The sequence below is a fragment of the Sulfitobacter sp. F26204 genome (genome assembly GCF_026410305.1).
Lineage (GTDB): Bacteria > Pseudomonadota > Alphaproteobacteria > Rhodobacterales > Rhodobacteraceae > Sulfitobacter.
Window position 1 is genome coordinate 56137 of the sequence record NZ_JAPMLQ010000004.1, and the last position, 21090, is coordinate 77226.

General features: G+C 53.5%; 19 protein-coding genes and 1 tRNA gene. 12 read left to right on the forward strand and 8 right to left on the reverse strand.

All coding sequences use genetic code 11. The features are described 5' to 3' along the window. Positions 1-177 precede the first annotated feature (177 nt). The 3 genes from OS190_RS11645 (at position 178) to OS190_RS20565 (ending at position 4535) form a co-directional block, all read left to right on the forward strand. Positions 178-1293 (forward strand): SIR2 family protein, encoded by a 1116-nt coding sequence (locus OS190_RS11645; protein WP_267158883.1) that lies wholly within the window; start codon positions 178-180, stop codon positions 1291-1293. A gap of 2 nt (positions 1294-1295) precedes the next feature. Next, complete coding sequence (locus OS190_RS11650) at positions 1296-3083, forward strand: ATP-binding protein (RefSeq protein WP_138578418.1); 1788 nt, start codon at positions 1296-1298, stop codon at positions 3081-3083. Positions 3084-4253: 1170 nt separating this feature from the next. Further along, positions 4254-4535 carry a response regulator transcription factor gene (locus OS190_RS20565; RefSeq protein WP_416237404.1) on the forward strand — a complete coding sequence of 94 codons (282 nt, stop codon included), beginning with the start codon at positions 4254-4256 and terminating at the stop codon, positions 4533-4535. Positions 4536-4558: 23 nt separating this feature from the next. Here OS190_RS20565 and OS190_RS11655 read toward each other — a convergent pair whose 3' ends face one another. Then, positions 4559-4750, reverse strand: coding sequence for a hypothetical protein (locus OS190_RS11655; protein WP_108642222.1), 192 nt, complete (start codon positions 4748-4750; stop codon positions 4559-4561). A 121-nt stretch (positions 4751-4871) separates the two neighbouring features. On the opposite strand from OS190_RS11655, the gene OS190_RS11660 reads away from it, so the two are divergent. The 4 genes from OS190_RS11660 (at position 4872) to OS190_RS11675 (ending at position 9388) form a co-directional block, all read left to right on the forward strand. Then, positions 4872-5399: a hypothetical protein gene (locus OS190_RS11660; RefSeq protein WP_267158884.1), complete on the forward strand. Its 528-nt coding sequence runs from the start codon at positions 4872-4874 to the stop codon at positions 5397-5399. 129 nt (positions 5400-5528) lie between these two features. Beyond that, a complete protein-coding gene (locus OS190_RS11665; protein WP_267158885.1) occupies positions 5529-6470 on the forward strand; it encodes a GIY-YIG nuclease family protein in 942 nt (313 codons plus the stop codon). 80 nt (positions 6471-6550) lie between these two features. Continuing rightward, positions 6551-8626: an AAA family ATPase gene (locus tag OS190_RS11670; RefSeq protein WP_267158886.1), complete on the forward strand. Its 2076-nt coding sequence runs from the start codon at positions 6551-6553 to the stop codon at positions 8624-8626. Positions 8627-9106: 480 nt separating this feature from the next. Continuing rightward, the gene (locus OS190_RS11675; RefSeq protein WP_267158887.1) at positions 9107-9388 is read left to right on the forward strand and encodes a helix-turn-helix transcriptional regulator; all 282 of its coding nucleotides are present in this window, start codon (positions 9107-9109) and stop codon (positions 9386-9388) included. 153 nt (positions 9389-9541) lie between these two features. Here OS190_RS11675 and OS190_RS11680 read toward each other — a convergent pair. From OS190_RS11680 to OS190_RS11700, 5 genes are all read right to left on the reverse strand, one after another. Beyond that, positions 9542-9616 (reverse strand) — tRNA-Phe (locus OS190_RS11680). 495 nt (positions 9617-10111) lie between these two features. Next, the gene (locus OS190_RS11685; protein WP_267158888.1) at positions 10112-11602 is read right to left on the reverse strand and encodes a tripartite tricarboxylate transporter permease; all 1491 of its coding nucleotides are present in this window, start codon (positions 11600-11602) and stop codon (positions 10112-10114) included. 27 nt (positions 11603-11629) lie between these two features. Next, entirely contained in the window at positions 11630-12055 is a 426-nt protein-coding gene (locus OS190_RS11690; protein WP_267158889.1) for a tripartite tricarboxylate transporter TctB family protein, read from the reverse strand. A 53-nt stretch (positions 12056-12108) separates the two neighbouring features. Further along, on the reverse strand, positions 12109-13068 hold the full coding sequence (locus OS190_RS11695) for a tripartite tricarboxylate transporter substrate binding protein (protein ID WP_267158890.1): 960 nt from the start codon (positions 13066-13068) through the stop codon (positions 12109-12111). A gap of 44 nt (positions 13069-13112) precedes the next feature. Further along, positions 13113-13619, reverse strand: a complete 507-nt coding sequence (locus tag OS190_RS11700; RefSeq protein WP_267158891.1) for a MarR family winged helix-turn-helix transcriptional regulator — start codon at positions 13617-13619, stop codon at positions 13113-13115. A gap of 166 nt (positions 13620-13785) precedes the next feature. Here OS190_RS11700 and OS190_RS11705 point away from each other — a divergent pair, with 166 nt between their 5' ends. Beyond that, entirely contained in the window at positions 13786-14637 is an 852-nt protein-coding gene (locus OS190_RS11705; RefSeq protein WP_267158892.1) for a D-amino-acid transaminase, read from the forward strand. A 174-nt stretch (positions 14638-14811) separates the two neighbouring features. Here OS190_RS11705 and OS190_RS11710 read toward each other — a convergent pair whose 3' ends face one another. After that, entirely contained in the window at positions 14812-16044 is a 1233-nt protein-coding gene (locus OS190_RS11710) for a urate hydroxylase PuuD (RefSeq protein WP_267158893.1), read from the reverse strand. 99 nt (positions 16045-16143) lie between these two features. Between OS190_RS11710 and OS190_RS11715 the strand changes: the two genes are divergently transcribed. Next, a complete protein-coding gene (locus OS190_RS11715) occupies positions 16144-17076 on the forward strand; it encodes a LysR family transcriptional regulator (protein ID WP_267158894.1) in 933 nt (310 codons plus the stop codon). Here OS190_RS11715 and uraH read toward each other — a convergent pair. Further along, a complete protein-coding gene (uraH, locus tag OS190_RS11720) occupies positions 17061-17414 on the reverse strand; it encodes a hydroxyisourate hydrolase (RefSeq protein WP_267158895.1) in 354 nt (117 codons plus the stop codon). The two genes, OS190_RS11715 and uraH, sit on opposite strands and share 16 nt — an antisense overlap. A gap of 144 nt (positions 17415-17558) precedes the next feature. On the opposite strand from uraH, the gene puuE reads away from it, so the two are divergent. The 3 genes from puuE to OS190_RS11735 all read left to right on the forward strand — a co-directional run bounded on the left by puuE (position 17559) and on the right by OS190_RS11735 (position 20991). Beyond that, positions 17559-18971, forward strand: coding sequence for an allantoinase PuuE (gene puuE / locus OS190_RS11725; RefSeq protein WP_267158896.1), 1413 nt, complete (start codon positions 17559-17561; stop codon positions 18969-18971). Then, positions 18968-19456 (forward strand): ureidoglycolate lyase, encoded by a 489-nt coding sequence (locus OS190_RS11730; protein WP_267158897.1) that lies wholly within the window; start codon positions 18968-18970, stop codon positions 19454-19456. The genes puuE and OS190_RS11730 overlap by 4 nt, the downstream gene beginning before the upstream one ends. Before the next feature lie 65 nt (positions 19457-19521). Further along, entirely contained in the window at positions 19522-20991 is a 1470-nt protein-coding gene (locus OS190_RS11735; protein ID WP_267158898.1) for a uracil-xanthine permease family protein, read from the forward strand. Positions 20992-21090: the final 99 nt, after the last annotated feature.

The following is a 21090-nucleotide window of genomic DNA, read 5'->3' on the forward strand; positions in this document are numbered from 1 at the left end:
GGCCTGAGTTCCAAGGGTAAGAAAGGTGAGCATCTATGAAGAATTTTTCTGTTATCCCTCAGTGGGGTACCGCCATTCATAATGTCGCGCTCTTGCAGCCTGCTTGATGCGCAAAACGCGTGCAATCCCTGCGGAAAAGTGGTGTTCTTCCTGCATTCAATCGAAGGACGAGTCACCTTGTCGAAAATCAACAAAGCAGACATTTACGAGAAGAACTTGAATTTTCTGCTCGGCTCTGGGGCATCTTATGGTTTGCTCCCAACCCTTGCTCTGCGAGTTAAGGAGAAAGGATCTGGCAAAGCGCATACCGTCGAAACGTTGGCGACCAAGTACGAAGAAGATGCAGACTTCTTAGCGCATCTTTTCTCTTGGTATGTTCATGAGGTTATTCTTCCTGCCGCCGAGTATGATCCCCGCAATGCGGTTATGAACACCGCGCCGCAGGACGCAGCGGTTGAAAACTACCGCCAATTCCTTGAAACGATTTTGAAGATCCTCAGCAAGAAGAGTCACAAAAAAAGGGTTAACATTTTCACAACCAACTACGACGGGATGATTGCCCACACGGCCGAGGCCCTTCTGAGGCTTGGCTCGTATGACTTCCATCTGAATGATGGAACTGACGGATTTGTTAAGCGCACTTTGAATGCGCGTAACTTTGGAAGGTACTTTCAGGATCATGGGGTTTTCGATCGTCACTCTAAGAGTGTTCCTCAAGTAAACCTGATCGAGCTACATGGCAGTGTTTACTGGTACAAAGACGGCGAAAAAATCGAGGTATCCTATGATCTGGATCGTGCGAAGCGGCGAATTTCAGACGTGCCTCTCAGAGAAGATCAGGACTTTTTCGATGGCTTGTTGGATGATTCCTTCACGGATGAGGATCTGAATCCTCCTGCAGACGTTACCTTTACACAAAACGAAGCATTTCAAAAAGCATACAAAGCTCTTCCGATTGTAAATCCAACGAAATGGAAGTTCTACGAAACTGTTTTCGAAGAGCACTATTATCAGATGTTGCGGCTACTGAGCTACGAGCTTGAGAAGCCTGACACCGTATTCATCGCATTTGGGTTCTCATTCGCAGATGAACATATCCTGAACCTGGTAAAACGTTCGCTTTCGAACCCATCCCTTCATATGTACGTTTGCTGCTTCGACGACAGCGAGAAGCACTCGATGGAAAAAAGGTTTCTTGGCTTTGCGAACGTTGAGTTGATACGGATAGACGGGTTGCTCGATTTTTCGGCTTTCAACAATGAAGTATTTACAACCAAGCCAACGAGTGCATAGCAATGAGCATTCAAATCGGCGAAGTCGTAGCGGTAATGGGCGTAGAAGTTTCTGTCAGAGCCTTCGAGAACTCAAACCATGAGACACACTTTTTCAATGGGAAGAAATTCAAAGGCATCTCTATCCGAGAGTTCGTGTCCATTTCGCACGGCTTCCGCGAAATTGTCTGTACCGTTGAAGGTGAATACTTGGATGAGCGAAACTTCGAACTTGAGGCAAGCGAGAAGTTATTTACGCGAAAGTTAAAGTTGCGGCCAATTGGGTACTTTGAGGACGACGCATTTAAGGATGGTATTAAATACCTACCTAAGATCGGTGATATTGCTACACTTCTGTCGGAGCAACAGGTTGGCAGCATTTTCGAAAGCAAATCTTCTGACGGTTATATTATTGGCAAGCTCTTGAAAGAAGACCTACCGATAGCTCTTCCTTGGCAAAAGCTCTTCAACTCGCATTTGGGTATCTTCGGCAATACCGGCAGCGGAAAATCAAACACGTTGACGAAGCTGTTCACAGTGCTTTTCGCTAACAAGCTCAATAGTATCGCATCCCACAGCAAGTTTGTGGTTCTTGATTTCAATGGTGAATACACTGGTGATCAACTTGTTGGAGCAGATCATAAAAAGGTTGTTCGGCTGACAACGCGCAACGCCGAAGGCGACCGTTTCAAGATCCACGACGATGAGTTTTGGGACGCTGAAACGCTTGGTATTCTCTTTCAAGCCACAACGAACACACAAAAACCATTCCTGAGGCGAACCATATCTGGTCGCGCTAGGTTCATTGACGTTCCAGATAGTTTGACACACTACGCCCGAGCTACCATTCGACGCGTCCTGTGTTCGACTGATCCCAGCGTCGAGGCGCTTGAGCAAGTTAAATCGCTTGTCAGACAGATGCCTGACGCTGAGAATCTAGCGGAGTTAGTTGGCAAAGTTGGATGGAACAACACTAACCGAAGTTTTTATCTGATAGTAGACGGTCAAATGCGGTATCCGGACAACGAAGCCCATTTCGGTGCAATCTTCGAACCACAAATTTCTCGGATAGACTTGCAAAACCTCTCGGGCTTCACGGAATTGCAGGTTCGCGCCAGTTTGCAACTTATAAACGATGTCCAATTCGGCTCTGCACAATACGAGCACATACAACCGCTTTTGCGCCGTATTGACTCTCTGAAAGAGGAATTCTCGCGTGTCATCTCCGTTGGAGAGCTGGCTGATGATGAAGATCGGCTCGTAACCGTTATTTCTCTGCGGGAATGCAAGCAAGACGTGAAGAAAATCTTACCTATTCTTATCGCAAAGCATTTTTATGAGCAGCATAGAAGCGTCGTGACAAGCCCACCTTCGACTACTCTCCATCTGATCGTCGATGAGGCGCACAACATACTTTCACAGCAATCAAATCGTGAGGCGGAAAGCTGGAAAGATTATCGCTTAGAACTGTTCGAAGAGATCATCAAAGAAGGTCGAAAATTTGGCGTTTTCCTTACGATTGCCAGCCAAAGACCAGCGGACATCTCCCCGACTATTGTCTCGCAATTGCATAACTATTTCATTCATCGCCTTGTGAATGACAGAGATCTTGCGCTTTTGGAAAATACCATATCGACGCTGGACAGCCTTTCTCGAGGGCAAATACCGACGCTTCCCCAAGGCGCGTGCGTTGTAACTGGAACCAGTTTTGACATTCCGATGCTCATGCAAGTTGACAAACTGCCGAAAGAGCAAGAACCGGCCAGCAGTGATGTAAACCTCGTCGATCTGTGGGGCAGTGACGATGATTGACAATCAGACGCTCGCGTCAAGTCACTGACTGCCGCCTACCGGCTAAATAGGTGCCGTTGCATCGACCCTATGCTAAAGGCAGCTTTGGGCCGTTGCTACTTAGGACCCAATCTCCCAAACATTGGCCGCGAACTTCTCCAAAGGGCATCCTCAATATCTTGGATTAGTGATGCTTCGACGACTCCACGAACGGCGGAGACTTCCACGCTCACGCGATTATCTGCATCTGGACACCATAGATGCATTTTTAGAGCATAGGTGCCTCTGGCACAGGTGTGCAAATGTTGCTGAAGCCTCTGCCCAATTTTCCGGGAACTTCCAACATAGACAGCAGTGCTATTGGCAACATTGTTGTTTCGCGTAAGAACGTGCCCGTCTTGTGGTTCGTAGCCCACAAAAGCGTTTCGCAACCTGCTTGCACCGGCTTGGTTATTCACGGTGATCCGGTAGATGGCAGCAGAGTTGATCCCTTCGCCGAGCAATGGTCTGATCCGAGCGCTGATAGCACCAGGTCCAAATCCGGCTCTAATTTCCTCGAAAGAGAAATTTAACCGAACTACATCTTCAAACTGCACGCCATTTAGGGCAGCAGCTCGAAGCTCGAGGTCATTGCGCGCTTGGTCCAGTACTGCCTCAGTAATCAAGACACCGCTCTCCTCTCTATCGGACGGAAAGTACTATGCATTCGGAAGTACGGCGGTATGTTGCGGTGTGCAACCTTTGGCTCAATGTCTGCGTTGAATGTCCGCATTGTGAGCTGCAGTTGCAGCATTTTGAAGACAGGGCCAACGGCAGCAATGGGCCGTTCTCGACGATTAGAGGATGGGACATCTACTATGCATGCGTCTCACCGGCAGGTCAGTTTTGCGTCCCCCCAGCCTTGATTTAGTGGGGCGATGCGCACTTATTGAAGAGCGAAAATCACCGGCATCCACGTTACAGCACCGTCGACTGCAAAGACACCATGCATAAAAATGCAGAATAGAATTTCATTTCGGACCCTCCAATCAGCTCGAAAAGAATAACGAAACTATTTCATCCCTTCACTCACATTAAAATACCACCAAACAGAGGTATCGTGTTTGCGTCGGAGTCGCGGTCGTGCGAAACTGCGGGCAGACCATCAGTGGTTCACGGTCAGTTGGCGGAGCGGCACTCACCCTTCACCGTATGTCCGGAGTCAAGGATGGCAAAGTAACCCGTCTGCAAACCGGCAGTGCGCGGACGGCAGGTGATACATCAGAGCGCGCCGCGCTGTATCTTGCCCCACGGGAACTTGATGTGCTTAAGTGGGCCGCCCAAGGCAAAACCACTTGGGAGACCGCTCAACTTTTAAATTTGTCAGAAGCGACTGTCGCATTTTACACGCGGCGTGCTTGTGCTCGCTTGGGCGTGAAATCAAAAATACATGCGGTCGCCGTTTGCATTAGCGCGGGGCTTTTCAAAATCTGACAAGGTTGAGCGGAGATGACTTCTTAGCCCCCGCCCTCTTTCCAATCGTCCAGAAAGTCCGCCAAAATGCGCCGCATGGCTTCTGGCCGGGTCGGTATATCATCAAGGGTTCGGCGATACGCATCAATATCGTCGATCATTTCAGGCTCCATCCGGATCATCACCGGTTTGGTGTCGGTTTTCGGGCGGCCAATCTTCTTTTTCTGCTCAGACATGTCGAATCATCCTTAAAACTGCTTGACTATCTGATTACAAAATTACACACTAAGCGGACCAAGGCAAGAGCGGCAACTCTCGCCAAGGTCCTGATCATCGTCATTCCACAGGAGAAATCTGATGACTAAACAATTTACTATCACGCCCGGTGACGGGCATGAACCCCCTCGCGTAACCCCAATGTCTCTGGCATTCGGTGATGTTCTCAAAACGATGCGTGCGTTCATCGTCGCGGAGCGTGACCTCGAAGACATCGCATACAGCCGCGATCCGGCTTACGCGATTTGGGCCGAGGATACAGAAAAGGCGCATGAAGAACTCGCGGAAGCTCTGGTCAACGTGCATAGCTTGCCTGTCTTGGTCCGCGAGGATCAGCCGCTGCGCCGCATGGCACTGCTTGCAGATGCAATGATCGGGCATGAAGAACCTGGCGGCGCGCGGGCTTTACACCTGCAGATGCAGGTAGCGTTTTTCACAAAGTTTCAAGTGCTTGGGATCTCTTCAACGGCAATGCATCGCAACGGACTTTTGATCCACGGACGCCATCTTATCGATGCGATGATCAGTTTGCCGTTGTTTGACGGCGGTCCTGTCGATGGCCCACATACTGATGAGCCGCCGGAAAGCGACTTGGGCGCGGCCCTCTAAAGCGAGCTGGCCAATTCCTTTCCCCTCAGATTTGGGGAGAGCCACTTCATCACATTTTCATAGAACGGCCGCCTGCCTGTGCCGCGTCTTTGACGTGCGCTGCAGCTGCAGTTTCTCGGAGGATTCCTCATGTCCAACTTCGCCAATACCCTCACGATCTCCGGCTCTCCCGTCCCAATCTACCCCGGCAAGCTGATGCCTCACTGGATTGAGGCGGCCCGGGACAAAGGTTACGATATTGTCGCCCGCATCATTGACCGTTTTCATCTCGCGCTGCGCTGCCAACATTGCGGTGAACTGATCAAGGTCAGGCTTTTCACGCTGATGTCCGCGCAACCGCTGTGTTCTGTTTGCGTGCAAAAAAAATGGGTTTTGACTGCACAGGCCGCAGGACTGATCTTCCTTAAACGGTGTCCTGATAACCGCCACTACGCATTCTATGAGGCCGCGTGCGGTCATAAAATCCGCCGTCAGTTTGAATTTGCCGAACGTGTGGCAGCGGGTAAAACCGACCTTCGTTGCGATATTTGCCATAAAGAAACTGAAATGCGCGAAGCTGCTGCACGTGGCTGGGAACTCATCGGGCCTGATCCAGAGAGCGACCCAAACTACAGGCACTACCGCCATTCGGACTGCGGGCACGAACAACGGATCGCCCGCGCGAACTTGCAGACAGGGCGCATCTCATGTGGCGCGTGCGGAGAGCAATGGCCTGCAGCACCTAGCTATCTCTACGCCATCCAGTTCACGCTACCAAACAGCCGTGAGCTGGTGAAGCTGGGCTATTCGAACAATCCTGAAAGTCGCCTATATCATCAGCTGCTGCGGGACACAGACATGCCCTGCGAAGTCCTGCGGAAGGTGTCCGTGAACTCTGGCCAACTTGCCATTCGTCTTGAAAAGCGCCTGCACAAAAAGCTGCGGGAGAGCTTTCCTGACGCCGTAGTCCCTCACGCCGTTTTTGCAGATCAGATCAAGGTGAAATCCGAAATTTACGATATTGCTATGACCCCTGTGATCCTCGCCGAGCTTGATGCGCTCGCTGAACCGACGAGCGTGAGCGTCTCATAGTCTGTTCCGAAAATCTTTTTCGTTTCTCCGGTCATCCGGCCGGAGATCACATATGCATATTTTATATGGAGGGCTTTATCATGCCCCATCTCACCAAAAAAACGCCCACTTGGGCAGCATTCGCCGACACTCTGATTGAACGCCTGCGCCGCCACCACGGCCTTGCTCCAGCGCGCTTTCTGAACGACGAAGACGAAGAGCCATCCGAGCTGGATATTCTTTTTCAAAAACTCGAAGGCCCTGTTCCAGCAACGCAATTCACCGAGCGCGCAGATATTTCATCACGGTATCTGCCCGCTCGACAGCTTTTGACAGGCATCAGGTTGGCAGCGACCTTTGGTTCTCAGGATCAAGAGCAGGAAAGTGCGCAATGCGGTGCCATTACCGTCATCCGTGATATTGCTATCGAGGACCTGCAACTGATCAAAGACACGATGAAAAGTGCTTTCCCAACCCGATGGCTTATCATTGAGCCGGACGTGGCAGAGGGCGCATTTGCGAAGAATGCGCAGTCGCGCTTCAATCGTCTTCTGGTCGATAGCGTCGACAAGATCGAGCCAGTTATCATACTGCAGCCCGACGGCATTACACTTCCTGCTCATTTGAAAGCCGTTGCCCCCACCACTCTGGCTTTCTCATATGTCACGCATGATGTGCTCCTGAAGTTTCTGACTTGTGGTCATCTCGCCGACCAGCTTGCCGGCGCTGGCAATGTCCGAGCAGCACTACCGACTGAAACAGCTATGAAAGCTCTCGGGGCCGTTGATATCTGCGCAGCCACGCGGGCTCCAGCATTGCACCAAGCCGTGGAACGCCTGCGCAGGATGACGCATCGTCACGCCAAAGAGAACGGTCCCCGCCTTGAAGACATAACGGGTGACAACACCGCACTGACCGCAGCGCGGCGCATCGTTGCCGATCTGCTCGATTGGCAGGCCGGGAAAGCTGCTTGGCATGAGCTGAGCCATTCTTTGCTGCTGTATGATGCGCCCGGCACCGGCAAAACATGGTTGGCCCGCGCGATGGGCAATAGTGCGGGGCTTACCGTAGTGACCGGCAGCTTCGGCGAATGGCAAGCAGCGGGCCATCTTGGGGATATGCTGCGCGAAATGCGCGCGACTTTCGCCAAAGCGCGCCGCAATGCGCCCTGCATCCTCGTGATTGACGAGATCGACGCGGTCGGTTCGCGGACAGATGACGATCGCCATGCCTCCCACTATCGCATTCAAGTGATCACGGCTTTTCTCGCAGAGATGGATCAGATCGCGCAGCGAGAAGGTGTTGTTGTCGTTGGCACCTGCAACCATGTCGACCGCATGGATCCCGCTGTGCTGCGTTCAGGGCGTATGGATGTTAAGATCGAGGTCCCCTTGCCGGATGCTGAAGCACTGTATGCGATCCTCTCCCACGACTTAAGCAAAGACATTGCCGACCACGAGCTTCAGAAGCTCGCCCATCGTGCCGTGGGCCACAGCGCGGCTGACATTGACGCTGCAATTCGTGCTGCCCGCTCCAACGCGCGGCACGAAAGGAAGCTGTTGCATGTCGCAATGCTGGAAGAACAATTGAAAATTGGCTCCGCCAAAGAGAACCCCAACCGCACATGGCGAATTGCGGTTCATGAAGCAGGGCATGCTGTCATCGGCAAAGCTCTGGACCTGGGACCCATCGACCGCATTATGATCACAGGTGACGGCGGCCAAATCCATCGCCGCGCGCAATCAAGCGAAAGCCGCCTCTGCGATATCGAGGATGAAATCGTCTATTCCTTGGGCGGACGGGCAGCTGAACGGCTCATGCTCGGCGAAGTATCAGCCGGCGCGGGCGGGCCCGCAACATCGGATCTGGCCCTTGCGACCCGCCATGCCGTGGACATCGAGGCAGCATACGGCCTCGGCCATGAAGGGCCGGTCTGGCACGCAAACCCCGATGCACTTCACCTCGCGACACCAGCGATCCGTGACCGTGTCCGCCAGCGCATTATGAAGGCGGAAAAACGCCCCGGAGAAATCCTGCGGCAGCATCAACAGGTCTTGGAAGCACTCGCCAGTGAGCTTGTCGAGAAGAGATCGTTGCGCAGCTCTGAAATTGCGCAGCTTCTTCAGCGCGTCACTGAAAACACTGCCACTCCATCACCTGAAAATGCACAGCCATAGTGGTAGCAATCACAGCTACAAAAACCACTCAGCGCGACCAATCCCCTTACCCGGTTAAAAGAATACAACACCTCAACCCACACCCACAAAAGCTATTGGAGAAAACGCGGTGGCCTGAGCCACCGAACAACCAAGGCGCTTTCGCGCCGCCTACTTGCAAAACCATCAGCTTTGCAGCCCCAAGAGGCCGCAGTATTCGGCCTCTTCAAAGATAAACAAACACCCAAAGGTGCAACCAAAGCCATATAAAGAATAACGCATCAAATTCAGACCATCACCGTCAAACCAACTGCTTCACACACCAAACGGCGGTCATCCATATTCATTTGCGCACACAATCCACAGGATTCGACATTGCTACTGTAAAAAGCTGGGGATGCTGCCGTGATCCGTTCCCGAGGGTCCATTATCTTTGGTGTCAGTGAGCCGACCCTTCAATCTTTCGGCGGCGATCAACTCAAACAATCAAGGAACGACACAATGTCGAATACGGACACCTCACTCCCCAAATGGCTTTCAGGCCGCCGCTACTGCACCATCAAGGACCTTATGCGGCTTTTCGAAGTCTCCCGCGCCACGATTGACCGGTGGCACAGGGAAAACCCGAGTTTTCCGCGCAAACACAAATTCGGCAACCCGTTCAACGAAAATTGCAGCACCCGGTTTATCGTGCCCGAAGTGAACGCTTATGTCGCGATGATTGAGGGAGACAGGGCAGAGTGGACGAAACAGTTTGATCCTGTAGACTCAGACACGAAATAGCGTGCTTCGGACCACACGGAAACGCCGAAGTCGCCGCCTATGTAAGATGCCCTGTGCCACCAGTGTGCCACTGAGCGAAAAGACAGCAAATATAAGAGGGAGGAAGCTCATGCAAAAACACATGCAAGCCATTGAAAATATGGAGTATTTAAATGGTGCCCGGGGGCGGAATCGAACCACCGACACGAGGATTTTCAATCCACTGCTCTACCCCTGAGCTACCCGGGCGTGCCAATGTGCATCGGCTGACGCGGCGAAATTGGCGTTGTGGGTTAAGAAATAGACTAAGCCAAGTCTCAATACCACCGCATGTTGTGGTCTAGGTTGGACCAATACACGCCATTCACTTCATTCGCAGTAACTCTTACATTCGAACTTGAGTGTCAAGAGTTTCGTGCCGCGTTTTTCTTGCAAATATTCAACTGGTTAACCAAGTGGGCAAAAGTAAATTCTGACCAGGGGGAGTCGGACTTCTGACAGGACGCAGGGTCATCGGTTTCGATTGATGTGGACAGGGGCTTTTTGAAAGGGTGACGAGGCCCTTCGGCGTGCGGGAAATCTGTTTGCGGCAGGGGGGGGGGCGGACAGCCGTTGAACAAAGGCACATTTCATTCGCGATCCGGTTTCTGTAGCGCCGGTTCCTGATCTTACGCGATTGTCTGGTGAGATTGCGCAGCACCCGGGCAGCGCTGGTCTTGCATCAAATGATAGGGATATGGATTTTCAGCGGCCGCGTTTGCGTTGGGTTGAGAAAAGAACCACAGCTGCGAGAACCACCAGTGCCAATGCGATTGGATAGTTCAACAATGCCCATGGATTGCCATTCAGGAGCGCGAGGGTCTGGGATAGGGATTCTTCGAGTCGAGGACCCAGGAAGAAAGCGATGATGAAGATCACAACTGAAAAACCGAGGGCGTTCATGACCAGACCAAGCACTGCAAAAATCAGCATGATGACGATTCCGGAAATACCGCCCGATGCGAGCGATACTCCGACGAAACACAATAAGATTGCGGATGGAAAAATCACGGATTCTGGCGCGGAGACGACCTTGATCCAGAAACGCATCCCCACCTGCCCGACAATGAGATTCAAGACATTTGCCATCACCATGGCACCGAACAGACCGTAAATCAGTTGGCCTTGTTTTTCAAACATCAGCGGACCCGGCTGGATTCCGTGGATCATGAAGGCACTGATGATCAGCGCCGCCCCGACGCTGCCGGGAATGCCAAGGGTGAGCAATGGAATCAGGTTTGCCCCCATCACGGCAGAATTCGCGGATTCCGAGGCGGCAATACCTTGGATATTGCCTTTGCCGAAGGTTTCAGGGTGTTTGGAGGCCTGTCGTGCACCGGCATAGGACATAAAGGCGGCGGCGGTCGATCCGATTCCCGGCAGCGCGCCGAGGATCGTGCCGATGATGGTACCGCGCACCAGGGTGAATCGACAGGACCAATACTCAGGCCACGAAATGCGTTGATCGGCAGGATTGCCCGTGTCGCATACCTCGATCCCCTTGCGCATAACACCTGTGTTTTCAGCCATGCGGCGCAGGATTTCGGAAATCGCGAGCATCCCGATTGCCACTGCAGCCAAGGGCAGGCCGTCGTAAATCTCGAAGTAGCCAAAATAAAAACGCGGGGTGGCGTGCTGTGGGTCTGTGCCAACAGTGGCCGCCAACATGCCAAGCGCGGCGGCGATGATACCTTTGGTGATAGAATTTCCAATCAGACCGGAGATGACACAGAAGGCTAAAATGATCAGGCCCAGCACCTCGACGGGCCCCATCTTTAGCGCCAGAATGGCCATGGGTGCCGACACGGTGATCAGCACTATGTCGCTGAAGGTATCGCCGGTCACAGAGGAATAGAGCGCCATCTTGGTCGCCTTTAGTGGCCTACCCTGTTTGGCGAGCGGATAGCCGTCAAGGGCAGTTGCAGCCGCGTCGGGTGTGCCAGGCGTGTTCATCAGAATGGCGGGGATCGCGCCACCGACGAGGCCACCTTTGTTGACACCCATCAGAAATCCGATTGCAACCAGCGCATCGAGCCCAAATGTAAAGGGGATTGCAATTGCCATTGCCATCACCGGGCCAATCCCCGGAACGGCACCTACGAACTGTCCCAAGAGCACGCCCAGAAATACAAAAAACAGGTTGGTGATCGTAAAGGCATCTGAAAGCCCCGCGAGGATAATGCTCAGCTCAGGCATGGTGTAGAAGGTTCAATTGAGTGCAGTTCACGGAAGCGGTCTTTCCAGGAGTATCGTCACGGCGTACCAGATTAGCGCCGGTATGACGAAGCCGCCGATGCTGATCCAGAGGGGGCGGCGTTCGCCCATCAGAAAAATCAGGGTCAGCGCCAAGGGTGTGGCTGAATAGACAAATCCGAGTTCAACGACCAACCAAAGACCCGCAACCAATACCGCAATGATCATTATCGTTTTCGCCCAGGGCACTTGACTCAGATCGGTTCCGTCCGCGGGCTTTATCATCAACAGGGCCCCAAACAGGCCCAGAATGACCGCAAGGATCTGGGGGAGGGTTTTAGGGCGGATTGCGCCATAATCCACTGTCTCGATCTGGGTGGGGATCAGATACAGCCATAGTGCCAGTGCAAAAAGCACAAAAAACAGCCCGGATAGTCGATCAATGGCATTTTTCATAAGTTGGTCGTGCCAGCATCCGAGGACACTGGCACCCTTTGGGTCGCTGTTGGTTATTTGCCGAACAGTATTTTGACATTTTCGATGCCGTCGACAAGCATTTGCTTGGTCGGTTCCGGCCCAAGGTTCACAACCTCAACGCTCAGTGCGTTGCGGACTGCGGATTTCACATCATCCGTGGCAAGCGCCTTGGCAAGGGCCGCTGCAATGGCGGTCTGCGCTTCGGGATCGGTATCCGCAGACATGGCGAAATAGAACCATGGATCGACATAGACATCATAACCTTCGTCGATCAGGGTCGGAGTGTCCGGAGCATAACCGTGCCGGGTCCGGTTTGCGCTGGCAATCATTTTCAGTTCGCCGGATTCCAGATACTCGAGGTGAGTCCCCGTGGCAAAGCCGACCAGCGCTTGGCCGCCCAACAACAGCTTTATGATCTCGGCGCTGCTTTTGGTGGATAGGAATTGAAATTCCGTACCCGCCTGCGCTGCGACCTGCTGCATGGTCAAGACCTGTGGCTTGGCATCTGACGCGATGGCCAGACCTCCTTGGGCTTTGGTATAGGCGATCATGCCTTCAAGGTCGTCAAAGGGTGCATCTCCGCGCGCCACCAGTGCGACCTGAGCCCCTGCTGCGGTGCCAAGATAGGCAAAGCTGTCGAGATTGAATTTTACCTCATCGGGGCGGTTTACGAGATTGATCATCACCGGCATGTTCACGCCTAGCCCAACTGTGAGGTTATCAGCTGGTTTATTGGCAATCGCGGTGAACATCGCCATGCCGCCACCGCCGGGTTTGTTTTCGGCAATGACGTTCCAGCCAGTCTGTTCCTTGATCGTATTGGCAACGATCCGGCCAATGACGTCCGTTGATCCGCCTGCGCCAAATCCGATTTCGATGACGAGAGGCCCGGAAGGCTTCCAGTCTTCGGCGAGAACAGGAGCCGCGCCGAACATCGCAATTCCGGCAAGCGCGCCTGCTATCGTTTTGAAGAATTTCCGTTTTTGTATCATAGTCTTCTCCCTTGTAATGATACGGTGCTTCTGCGGTGACCGCTTCAGTTGTTTTCGAGTCGTTCTTCCAAAACCGTGGCAATTTTCCGCGCCATCAACAAAAACTGTTCGCGTTCCTGCAGCGACAGCGCGCTGTCCAGATCTTTGCGGCGGGCTTCCATATGCGGCAGCAATACCTCGAATTGTTTGCGCCCCTTGTCACTGATCAAATAGTCCCAGGAGCGGCGGTCCTTTTCGGATTGGCTGGCGACCACGAGGCCGTTGGTCTGGAGCGTGAACAAGGCGCGGCTCGCTTGGCCCTGTGTGATGTAGGTTCGGCTCACCAGTTCCTTTTGGCTCACCACGTCGCTGCTGCGGTAAAGGACTGAGATAACTCTCCATTGGGGCAGGCTGAGGTTGGAATGTTGCGTCAGCACCCGCTTGATGTCCGCATCCAGGCCGCGTTTGAGGTGCAGAATAAGTACGTGTTCATGATTTGCCGCTATCGGATTGCTGCCGCTGACAAATGGATAGGCATCAATAAGACGGCGTGTGCTGTGTGAATCTGACATGGCAGCCTCCAAGACTCGAGCATTGGTATAGCGTAACCATGTGAATTATACATGTCTACATTTTATATACTTTGACATATAATTTGCCTCTATGGTAACTCACAGGCCGTAAACGGCACTCAAAGCCCTGATCGGGAAGCGTGCCGAAACCATAGAGAGGCCACGCATGTCCCGAATTGTCTACCTCAATGGCGAATTCCTGACCGAGGAGGACGCAAAGGTGTCTGTGTTCGACCGGGGGTTTCTGATGGCGGATGCTGTTTATGAATATACCGCCGTGATTGACGGCAAATTAAGTGAATTTGACGCTCATATAGACCGGCTGAAACGTTCGTTGGGCGAACTGCAGATGCAGTGCCCTTTATCGCGTGACGAGATTTTGCAGATGCACCGCAGACTTGTCGCAAAGAACAACATTGATGTTGGCGGGGTTTATCTGCAAATTTCACGAGGCATCGCAGAACGTGATTTCCTGTTCCCCGACAATACAACGCCGACGGTAACTGCTTTTACCCAAACGCTTAACTTTGTGGAAAATCCCATCAATGAAGTGGGTCTCAAGGTGGTATCGGTCGAAGACGGCCGGTGGATCCGTCGTGATATTAAATCGGTTCAGTTGCTTTACACGTCAATGGTGAAAACCGATGCTGTGGCCCGCGGAGCGAATGACGCTTTTTTCGTCAAGGACGGCTTTGTCACCGAAGCAACCTCGGCAAATGCCTTTATCGTCAAGGATGGTCGGATCATCACGCGGCAATTGTCATCCGACATTTTGCATGGCGTGATGCGAAAGGCGATCATGGGTCTGCGCGACTCTGCCCAGCTTCAGATCGAGGAGCGCCCCTTCAGCATCGCCGAAGCGCAAGCTGCCGATGAAGTGTTTATTACAGCCTCTCCGATTTATGCCCTGCCAGTTGTCGAGGTGGATGGTGTGAAAGTGGGGACTGGCCGGCCAGGGGATGTAACACGACGCATTCGCACAACCATGCTGGACGAAGCACGCTCCAACGCCATCTGACAGGCTAAGGCCCCGGCCAGAGCAACGGTTGTCTGGGATCGCATCGCCCGTGATTCCAAATGGGCGGGAATGCCGCGCTCACCATTACGATGGAAGGTTGGCGTATTGGTGTGCTGCCGGCGTGAAACGGGGTGTTTGATCACCATCCATTGGTTTGGAAAGCCCCGGCTCTTTTCACTCCGCGCGCGCGGCTTTCACCCAGGCGATGATGGTCGCGCGGGCCTCATCCTCCATCTGAACCGCGTTCGGCGGCGGCATCGCCTTGCTCAGGCCGGCATGCAGATAGATTTGATCAGCGTGGCGGGCCACATCGCTATGGGTTTCGAGCACGACGCCTTTGGGGGCCCATCGCAGGCCATCCCATACCGGTTCGCGGGCGTGGCACATTGAACAGTTACCGATCACGGTATCATAGGCGGCGTCAAATCCCGCGGCAGAAGCAAAGCGCTGTTCATAGGGGGTGAGCGGCCGTGCCTCGGCCTCTTCAAAGGTGTTGATGCCCGGCATGGTCGACAACCAGGCGATCAGGACCATCAGTAATACCGTCACCGCCCATGTCCAGTCCGGGCCTTTGCCGGTGGCGTGCATCGTGTTGAAATAATGGCGGATCGTGACGCCGGTAAGAAAGATCAGGCTGGCGATGATCCATGAGTATTCGGTGCCGAAGGCCAGAGGATAGTGGTTGGCCAGCATTAGAAACACAACAGGCAGCGTCAGGTAGTTGTTGTGGGTTGAACGTAGTTTGGCGATCTTACCGTATTTGGCATCCGGTGTGCGTCCTGCCTTCAGGTCGTTTACCACAATGCGCTGGTTCGGCATGATTTGAAAGAAAACGTTGCCGGTCATGATCGAGGCCGTAAATGCACCCAGGTGGAGCAGGGCGGCACGGCCGGTAAATATCTGGTTGTAGCCCCATGCCATGAGCACCAGCAGCGCAAATAACAGCAGCATCAGCAAAGTTGAATGTTCACCCAGCCTGGACTTGCACATTGCGTCATAGGCGATCCAGCCAATCGTCAGGGAACCACCGGAAATCAGGATGCCCTGCCACAAGGACAAATCTGCCTTGGTCGGGTCCAGCAGGAACAATTCGCCTCCCACCCAATAAACAATCATCAGCAGGGCGGCACCGGACACCCAGGTGATATAGCTTTGCCATTTGTGCCAGATCAGGTGCTCTGGCATATTTTCCGGCGCAACGAGGTATTTCTGAATGTGGTAAAAACCGCCGCCATGTACCTGCCATTCCTCGCCATGGACGCCTTTGGGCATATTGGCAGCCTGACGCAGACCCAGATCGAGTGCGATGAAAAAGAACGATGCGCCAATCCAGGCCATCGCCGTCACCACGTGTAACCAGCGCACCGCAAATGCGATCCAGTCCCAAATGATGGCTAAGTCGTACATGGTGTTCTCCCGCATTCCGAATTTGATGCTATACTATGCGAAACCACATTGTTCTGGTATCGTGTCAAAACACCAAGCAGCATCAAAAAAAACCAAACAATGTCATATCTAGATAACATCAGAACCTTTGTGCGTGTCTATGAGCTTGGCAGTATGTCTGCTGCCGGGCGCGATTTACGCATATCGCCTGCTGTCACATCTTCGCGCATATCGCAATTGGAGGAGCATCTTAGCGTCCGGCTTTTCCAACGGACTACCCGTAGCCTGACCCCTACGGAACAGGGCAAGGCATTTTATGGGGGTGCCTGCGAGATCCTTGAGGCGGTAGAAAGCGCCGAGGCGCAGGTCGTCAACATCACCGATAATCCCAAAGGGTCCTTGTATGTTGCCGCACCGCTTGGCGTTGGGCGGCGTTTGATTGCGCCATTGGTGCCTGGGTTTCTGGTGGAATATCCCGAAGTGAACATCAGATTGCGCCTGACCGACCGCAAGGTGGATCTGACAACCGAAGGACTGGACCTTGCATTTTTCCTGGGGCAACCGGAAGACAGCAACTTGCGCATTCGCAAGATTGCTGATGTTGAACGCATCCTCTGCGCCAGTCCCGCATACGTCGAGGCACATGGGAAGCCAACATCGGGTGAAGATCTGATGTCTGGAAAGCACGAATGTTTGAACCTGAGGTTTCCTGGTGCAACCGAATTCCAGTGGCGGCTTTTGACTGCGGATGGACCCAAGCGGTTTCGTGTCGCTGGACGATATGAATCAGACGATGGCGATGTCTTGACGGACTGGGCGCTATCAGGAAACGGGATTGCCCTGAAACCCATTTTCGAAGTCGCGGAACATATCAAGGCCGGGCGGTTGGTGGCCGTCGCGACCGAAACACCGCCCGAGCCGATCCAGATGGCATGTTTGTTCACCCATCGCCGCCGCCAAGACCCCAAAACCCGATTGTTCATGGAATATGTGATCTCGCGCATAACCGAAGCTGTACGCGATCATTCGCTTCAGGCTCAACTGCCGCGGTAGGTTGAATATCCAAATGGGGACAACAGCAGTGGGACGTGATAATGTGACGCCTCGGACATGCCGAAGCGCAGTGGGATGACGTCCAGAAATCGCGGGGTCTCGGGCGGGGTGCCAATCGCGTCCAGATAGTCCCCGGCATGAAAAAGCAATTCGTAAATACCTGTGGCAAACTGATCAGACGGCAAAATCTGTTCATCCGTGCGCCCATCATCATTGGTAACCAATGTCTTGAGGTGGATCCGTCTTGCGTCTTCAATCCTGTACAGGTCAATTTTCAGGCCTTTGGCCGGGCAGCCGCGTGCCGTGTCCAGTACATGTGTCGTCAGGTAACCGGTCATCTTGTTGCTCCTCGCGTTTCTGTCTTAGTGACAGAGCTGACGGGTGTATGCAAAGCATGGGGCACCCGAATGCTGCTTCGTGTTTTTTTTGAAAAACATAACTATTGTTTTGAAATATAAGCATCTGAACGAGGAGTGCGAACAGTGCAAAGATACCCACGTGACATGGCGGGCTATGGGGCCAACCCACCAGTGGCAAACTGGCCGAACGGCGCAAAGATCGCTGTGCAAATTGTCCTTAATTATGAAGAAGGTGGCGAGAATAACATCCTGCATGGGGATGCCGCTTCTGAGGCGTTTCTGTCAGAAATCACAGGTGCTGCTGCCTGGCCCGGTCAACGTCACTGGAACATGGAATCAATTTATGAATACGGTGCCCGTGCTGGTTTCTGGCGGGTACATCGTATGTTGGGCGACCTGCCGATTACGGTTTACGGCGTGGCGACGGCCCTTGCCCGTGCGCCGGAACAAGTGTCGGCGATGATCGCATCGGGGTGGGAGATTGCCAGCCACGGCCTGAAATGGGTCGAACACAAGGACATGCCCGAGGATGAAGAGCGGGCAGCGATTGCCGAAGCAATCCGGCTGCATACCGAGGTGACCGGCACTGCGCCACGGGGCTGGTATACGGGACGCTGTTCCAACAATACCGTCCGGCTGGTGGCCGAGACCGGGCAATTTGCCTATGTCGCGGACAGTTATGCCGACGATCTGCCCTATTGGATGCAATTCGACGGAAAAGACCAGTTGATCGTACCCTACACGATGGATTGTAACGATATGCGTTTTGCAATTCAGGCCGGATATACCAATGGCGATCAATTCGAAAGCTACCTCAAGGATAGCTTTGACTACCTTTACGAAGAAGGGGAGGCTGGTGCGCCCAAGGTACTTTCAATAGGCCTTCACTGCCGCCTGATCGGACGTCCGGGCCGGGCCGCGGCGTTGCGCCGCGCCATTGAATATTTTCAATCCCATGACGGAGTATGGTTTGCCACCCGCCTTGAGATTGCCGAGCACTGGACAAGGGAGCACCCGCGCAAAATGCAAGCCCGCCCCTCTGAAATGGACAGGGATACCTTTGTTGCCGCTTTTGGCGGCATTTTCGAGCATTCGGCCTGGATTGCTGAAGGGGCTCACGCGCTGGAACTGGGGCCAACCCATGATACTGCCAAAGGGTTGCACAATGCATTGACGCGCGTATTCCGCAGCGCTGACCCAGATGCGCGTCTGGGTGTCCTTAATGCCCACCCTGATCTTGCCGGTAAGCTTGCCGAGGCTAAACAACTCACCGCGGAATCCGCCGCCGAACAGGCCTCAGTGGGGTTGGATGCCTTGACAGATGACGAACGCGCAAACCTGACAGAAATGAACAGGGCATATACCGAAAAATTCGGTTTTCCGTTTATCATCGCGGTGCGGGACAACAGCAAGGCTTCGATCATTGAAGCCTTCAAGCGGCGGATTGATCACGACCGCGAAACGGAATTTTCAGAGTCCTGCAAACAAGTTGAACGGATTGCGGAACTGCGACTGATCGAACGGTTCTCGGCATGACATTCCACATCAAAACAGAGCCTTTGACCGCCGGGGGTTTTGCACCTTACGGCGATGTCCTGGAAGCGGCTGGGGCTGCCGACAAATTGATCAATCAAGGGAAATGTGGCCGGTTCCACGATCGCGCCCAACTGGATTTTTCCGATGGCGCGGCAGGCATCAGCATTTTTCAAAGCGAAACGGTTACTCTACCGCTCAAGCTGGAACTTGTTGAGCGACATCCAGAGGGGTCGCAGGCATTTGTGCCCATGTCGGCCGACCCTTTTCTGGTCGTCGTTGCCGCGGATGCAGATGGCATACCTGTCGATCTGCGCGCCTTCGTCACCACAGGGGGGCAGGCAATCAACTACCACCGCGGCACCTGGCATGGGGTGCTGACACCTTTGGCCGGACCCGGCCTGTTTGCTGTTGTTGACCGCATTGGCGCAGGTGCAAACCTGCAAGAGCACTGGTTGGAACAAAGCTGTATCATCGACGCAAACTGAAACCATTTGACAAGACTGGCAAACGTAAAAGCCGGCAAAACGTATCAACAAGAGGGACAATGATTATGACAGAAGCTTCCATTGGAACGCCGGAACAGCTCCGCGACCCAAATTATACCCCACCGCTCGCAAAGGCTGTACCGCTTGGAATTCAGCATGTTCTGGCGATGTTCGTATCGAACGTCACGCCAGCGATCATCATTTCAAGTGTCGCAGGCATTGCCTTTGGACCTGATGCGGACCCCGAAGCGCGGGTTTATCTGTTACAGATGGCTATGATGTTTGCGGGTGTCGCAACATTATTCCAGACAATCGGATTTGGCCCTGTTGGGGCGCGGTTGCCGATTGTTCAGGGAACCTCCTTTGCTTTTCTGCCAGTCATGATCCCGGCGATGGTCGGGGCAGGCACCGCGGGGCTTGCCGGGTTGATGACAGGTGTGGTCATTGGTGGCTTGTTTCACGCGTGTCTAGGGATTTTTGTGGGGCGCATCCGCTTTGCACTGCCCCCGTTAGTGACGGGTCTGATCGTTTTGATGATCGGTCTTGCGTTGATCAAGGTCGGTATCGAATATGCAGCCGGCGGGGCGGGTGATTTCAACCGGAGCAAGCCGACCTGGGGTGGCATGTCGAACTGGTTCCAGGCCGGGGTTGTCCTGTTTGTTACTTTGGCGCTGAAGTTTTTCGCGCGTGGCATGTTGTCGGTGTCTGCGGTGCTGATCGGCCTGATCGTCGGATATGTTGTGGCCTTCCTGATGGGCGATGTGAACCTGTCTGGCCTGGGAGGTGCCGCATGGGTTGCCCTGCCTCAGCCGTTCAAGTTCGGCATTGCATTTAACCCCGCGATCATCATCGGCATGTGTCTGATGGCCTTTATTTCCGCAATTGAAACTGTTGGCGATGTATCGGGAATTACCAAAGGTGGTGCTGACCGTGAAGCAACAGACAAGGAAGTAACCGGAGCAACCTATGCAGATGGTTTGGGTTCCGCGCTTGCCGGTGTGTTCGGTTCGCTGCCTAACACGTCCTTCAGCCAGAATGTCGGATTGATCGCGATGACGGGCGTGATGTCACGCCATGTTGTTACAATTGGCGCGATCTTTCTCATTGCCTGTGGTTTGGTGCCGAAAGTCGGTGCCGTCATCAGCACAATTCCGATTCAGGTCCTGGGCGGCGGTGTGATTGTCATGTTCGGCATGGTCGCGGCGGCGGGTTTGTCCATGTTGTCGGATGTCAACTGGAACAGCCGTAACATGATCATCTTTGCGGTTGCACTTTCGGTTGGGCTTGGTCTGCAACAGGTTCCGGATGCATTTAATATCTTCTTCAAGTTCGACGATGCCGGTGCTTTCCTGTTGAATGGTGGTGGCGGCAAGATTCCGAATACATTTGGAATTCTGATGACTTCCGGTCTTTTGCCTGCGGCCTTTATCGCGATTATCCTGAACCTGCTTTTGCCCAAGACAATCGGTGACGAAGCCGAAGCCGAACTGGCCGGTGCCGTAGTTGGTATCAAGGACAATTCAAAGCAAAGCTGACCTCCGAAAAACCCGGAGCAGGGAGGCCCCGCTGCGCGTTTGTGTGGCGGGGTTTTCTGTTCATGATCTCGAAATTGCTACCAAAGCTCCACTTCCCAT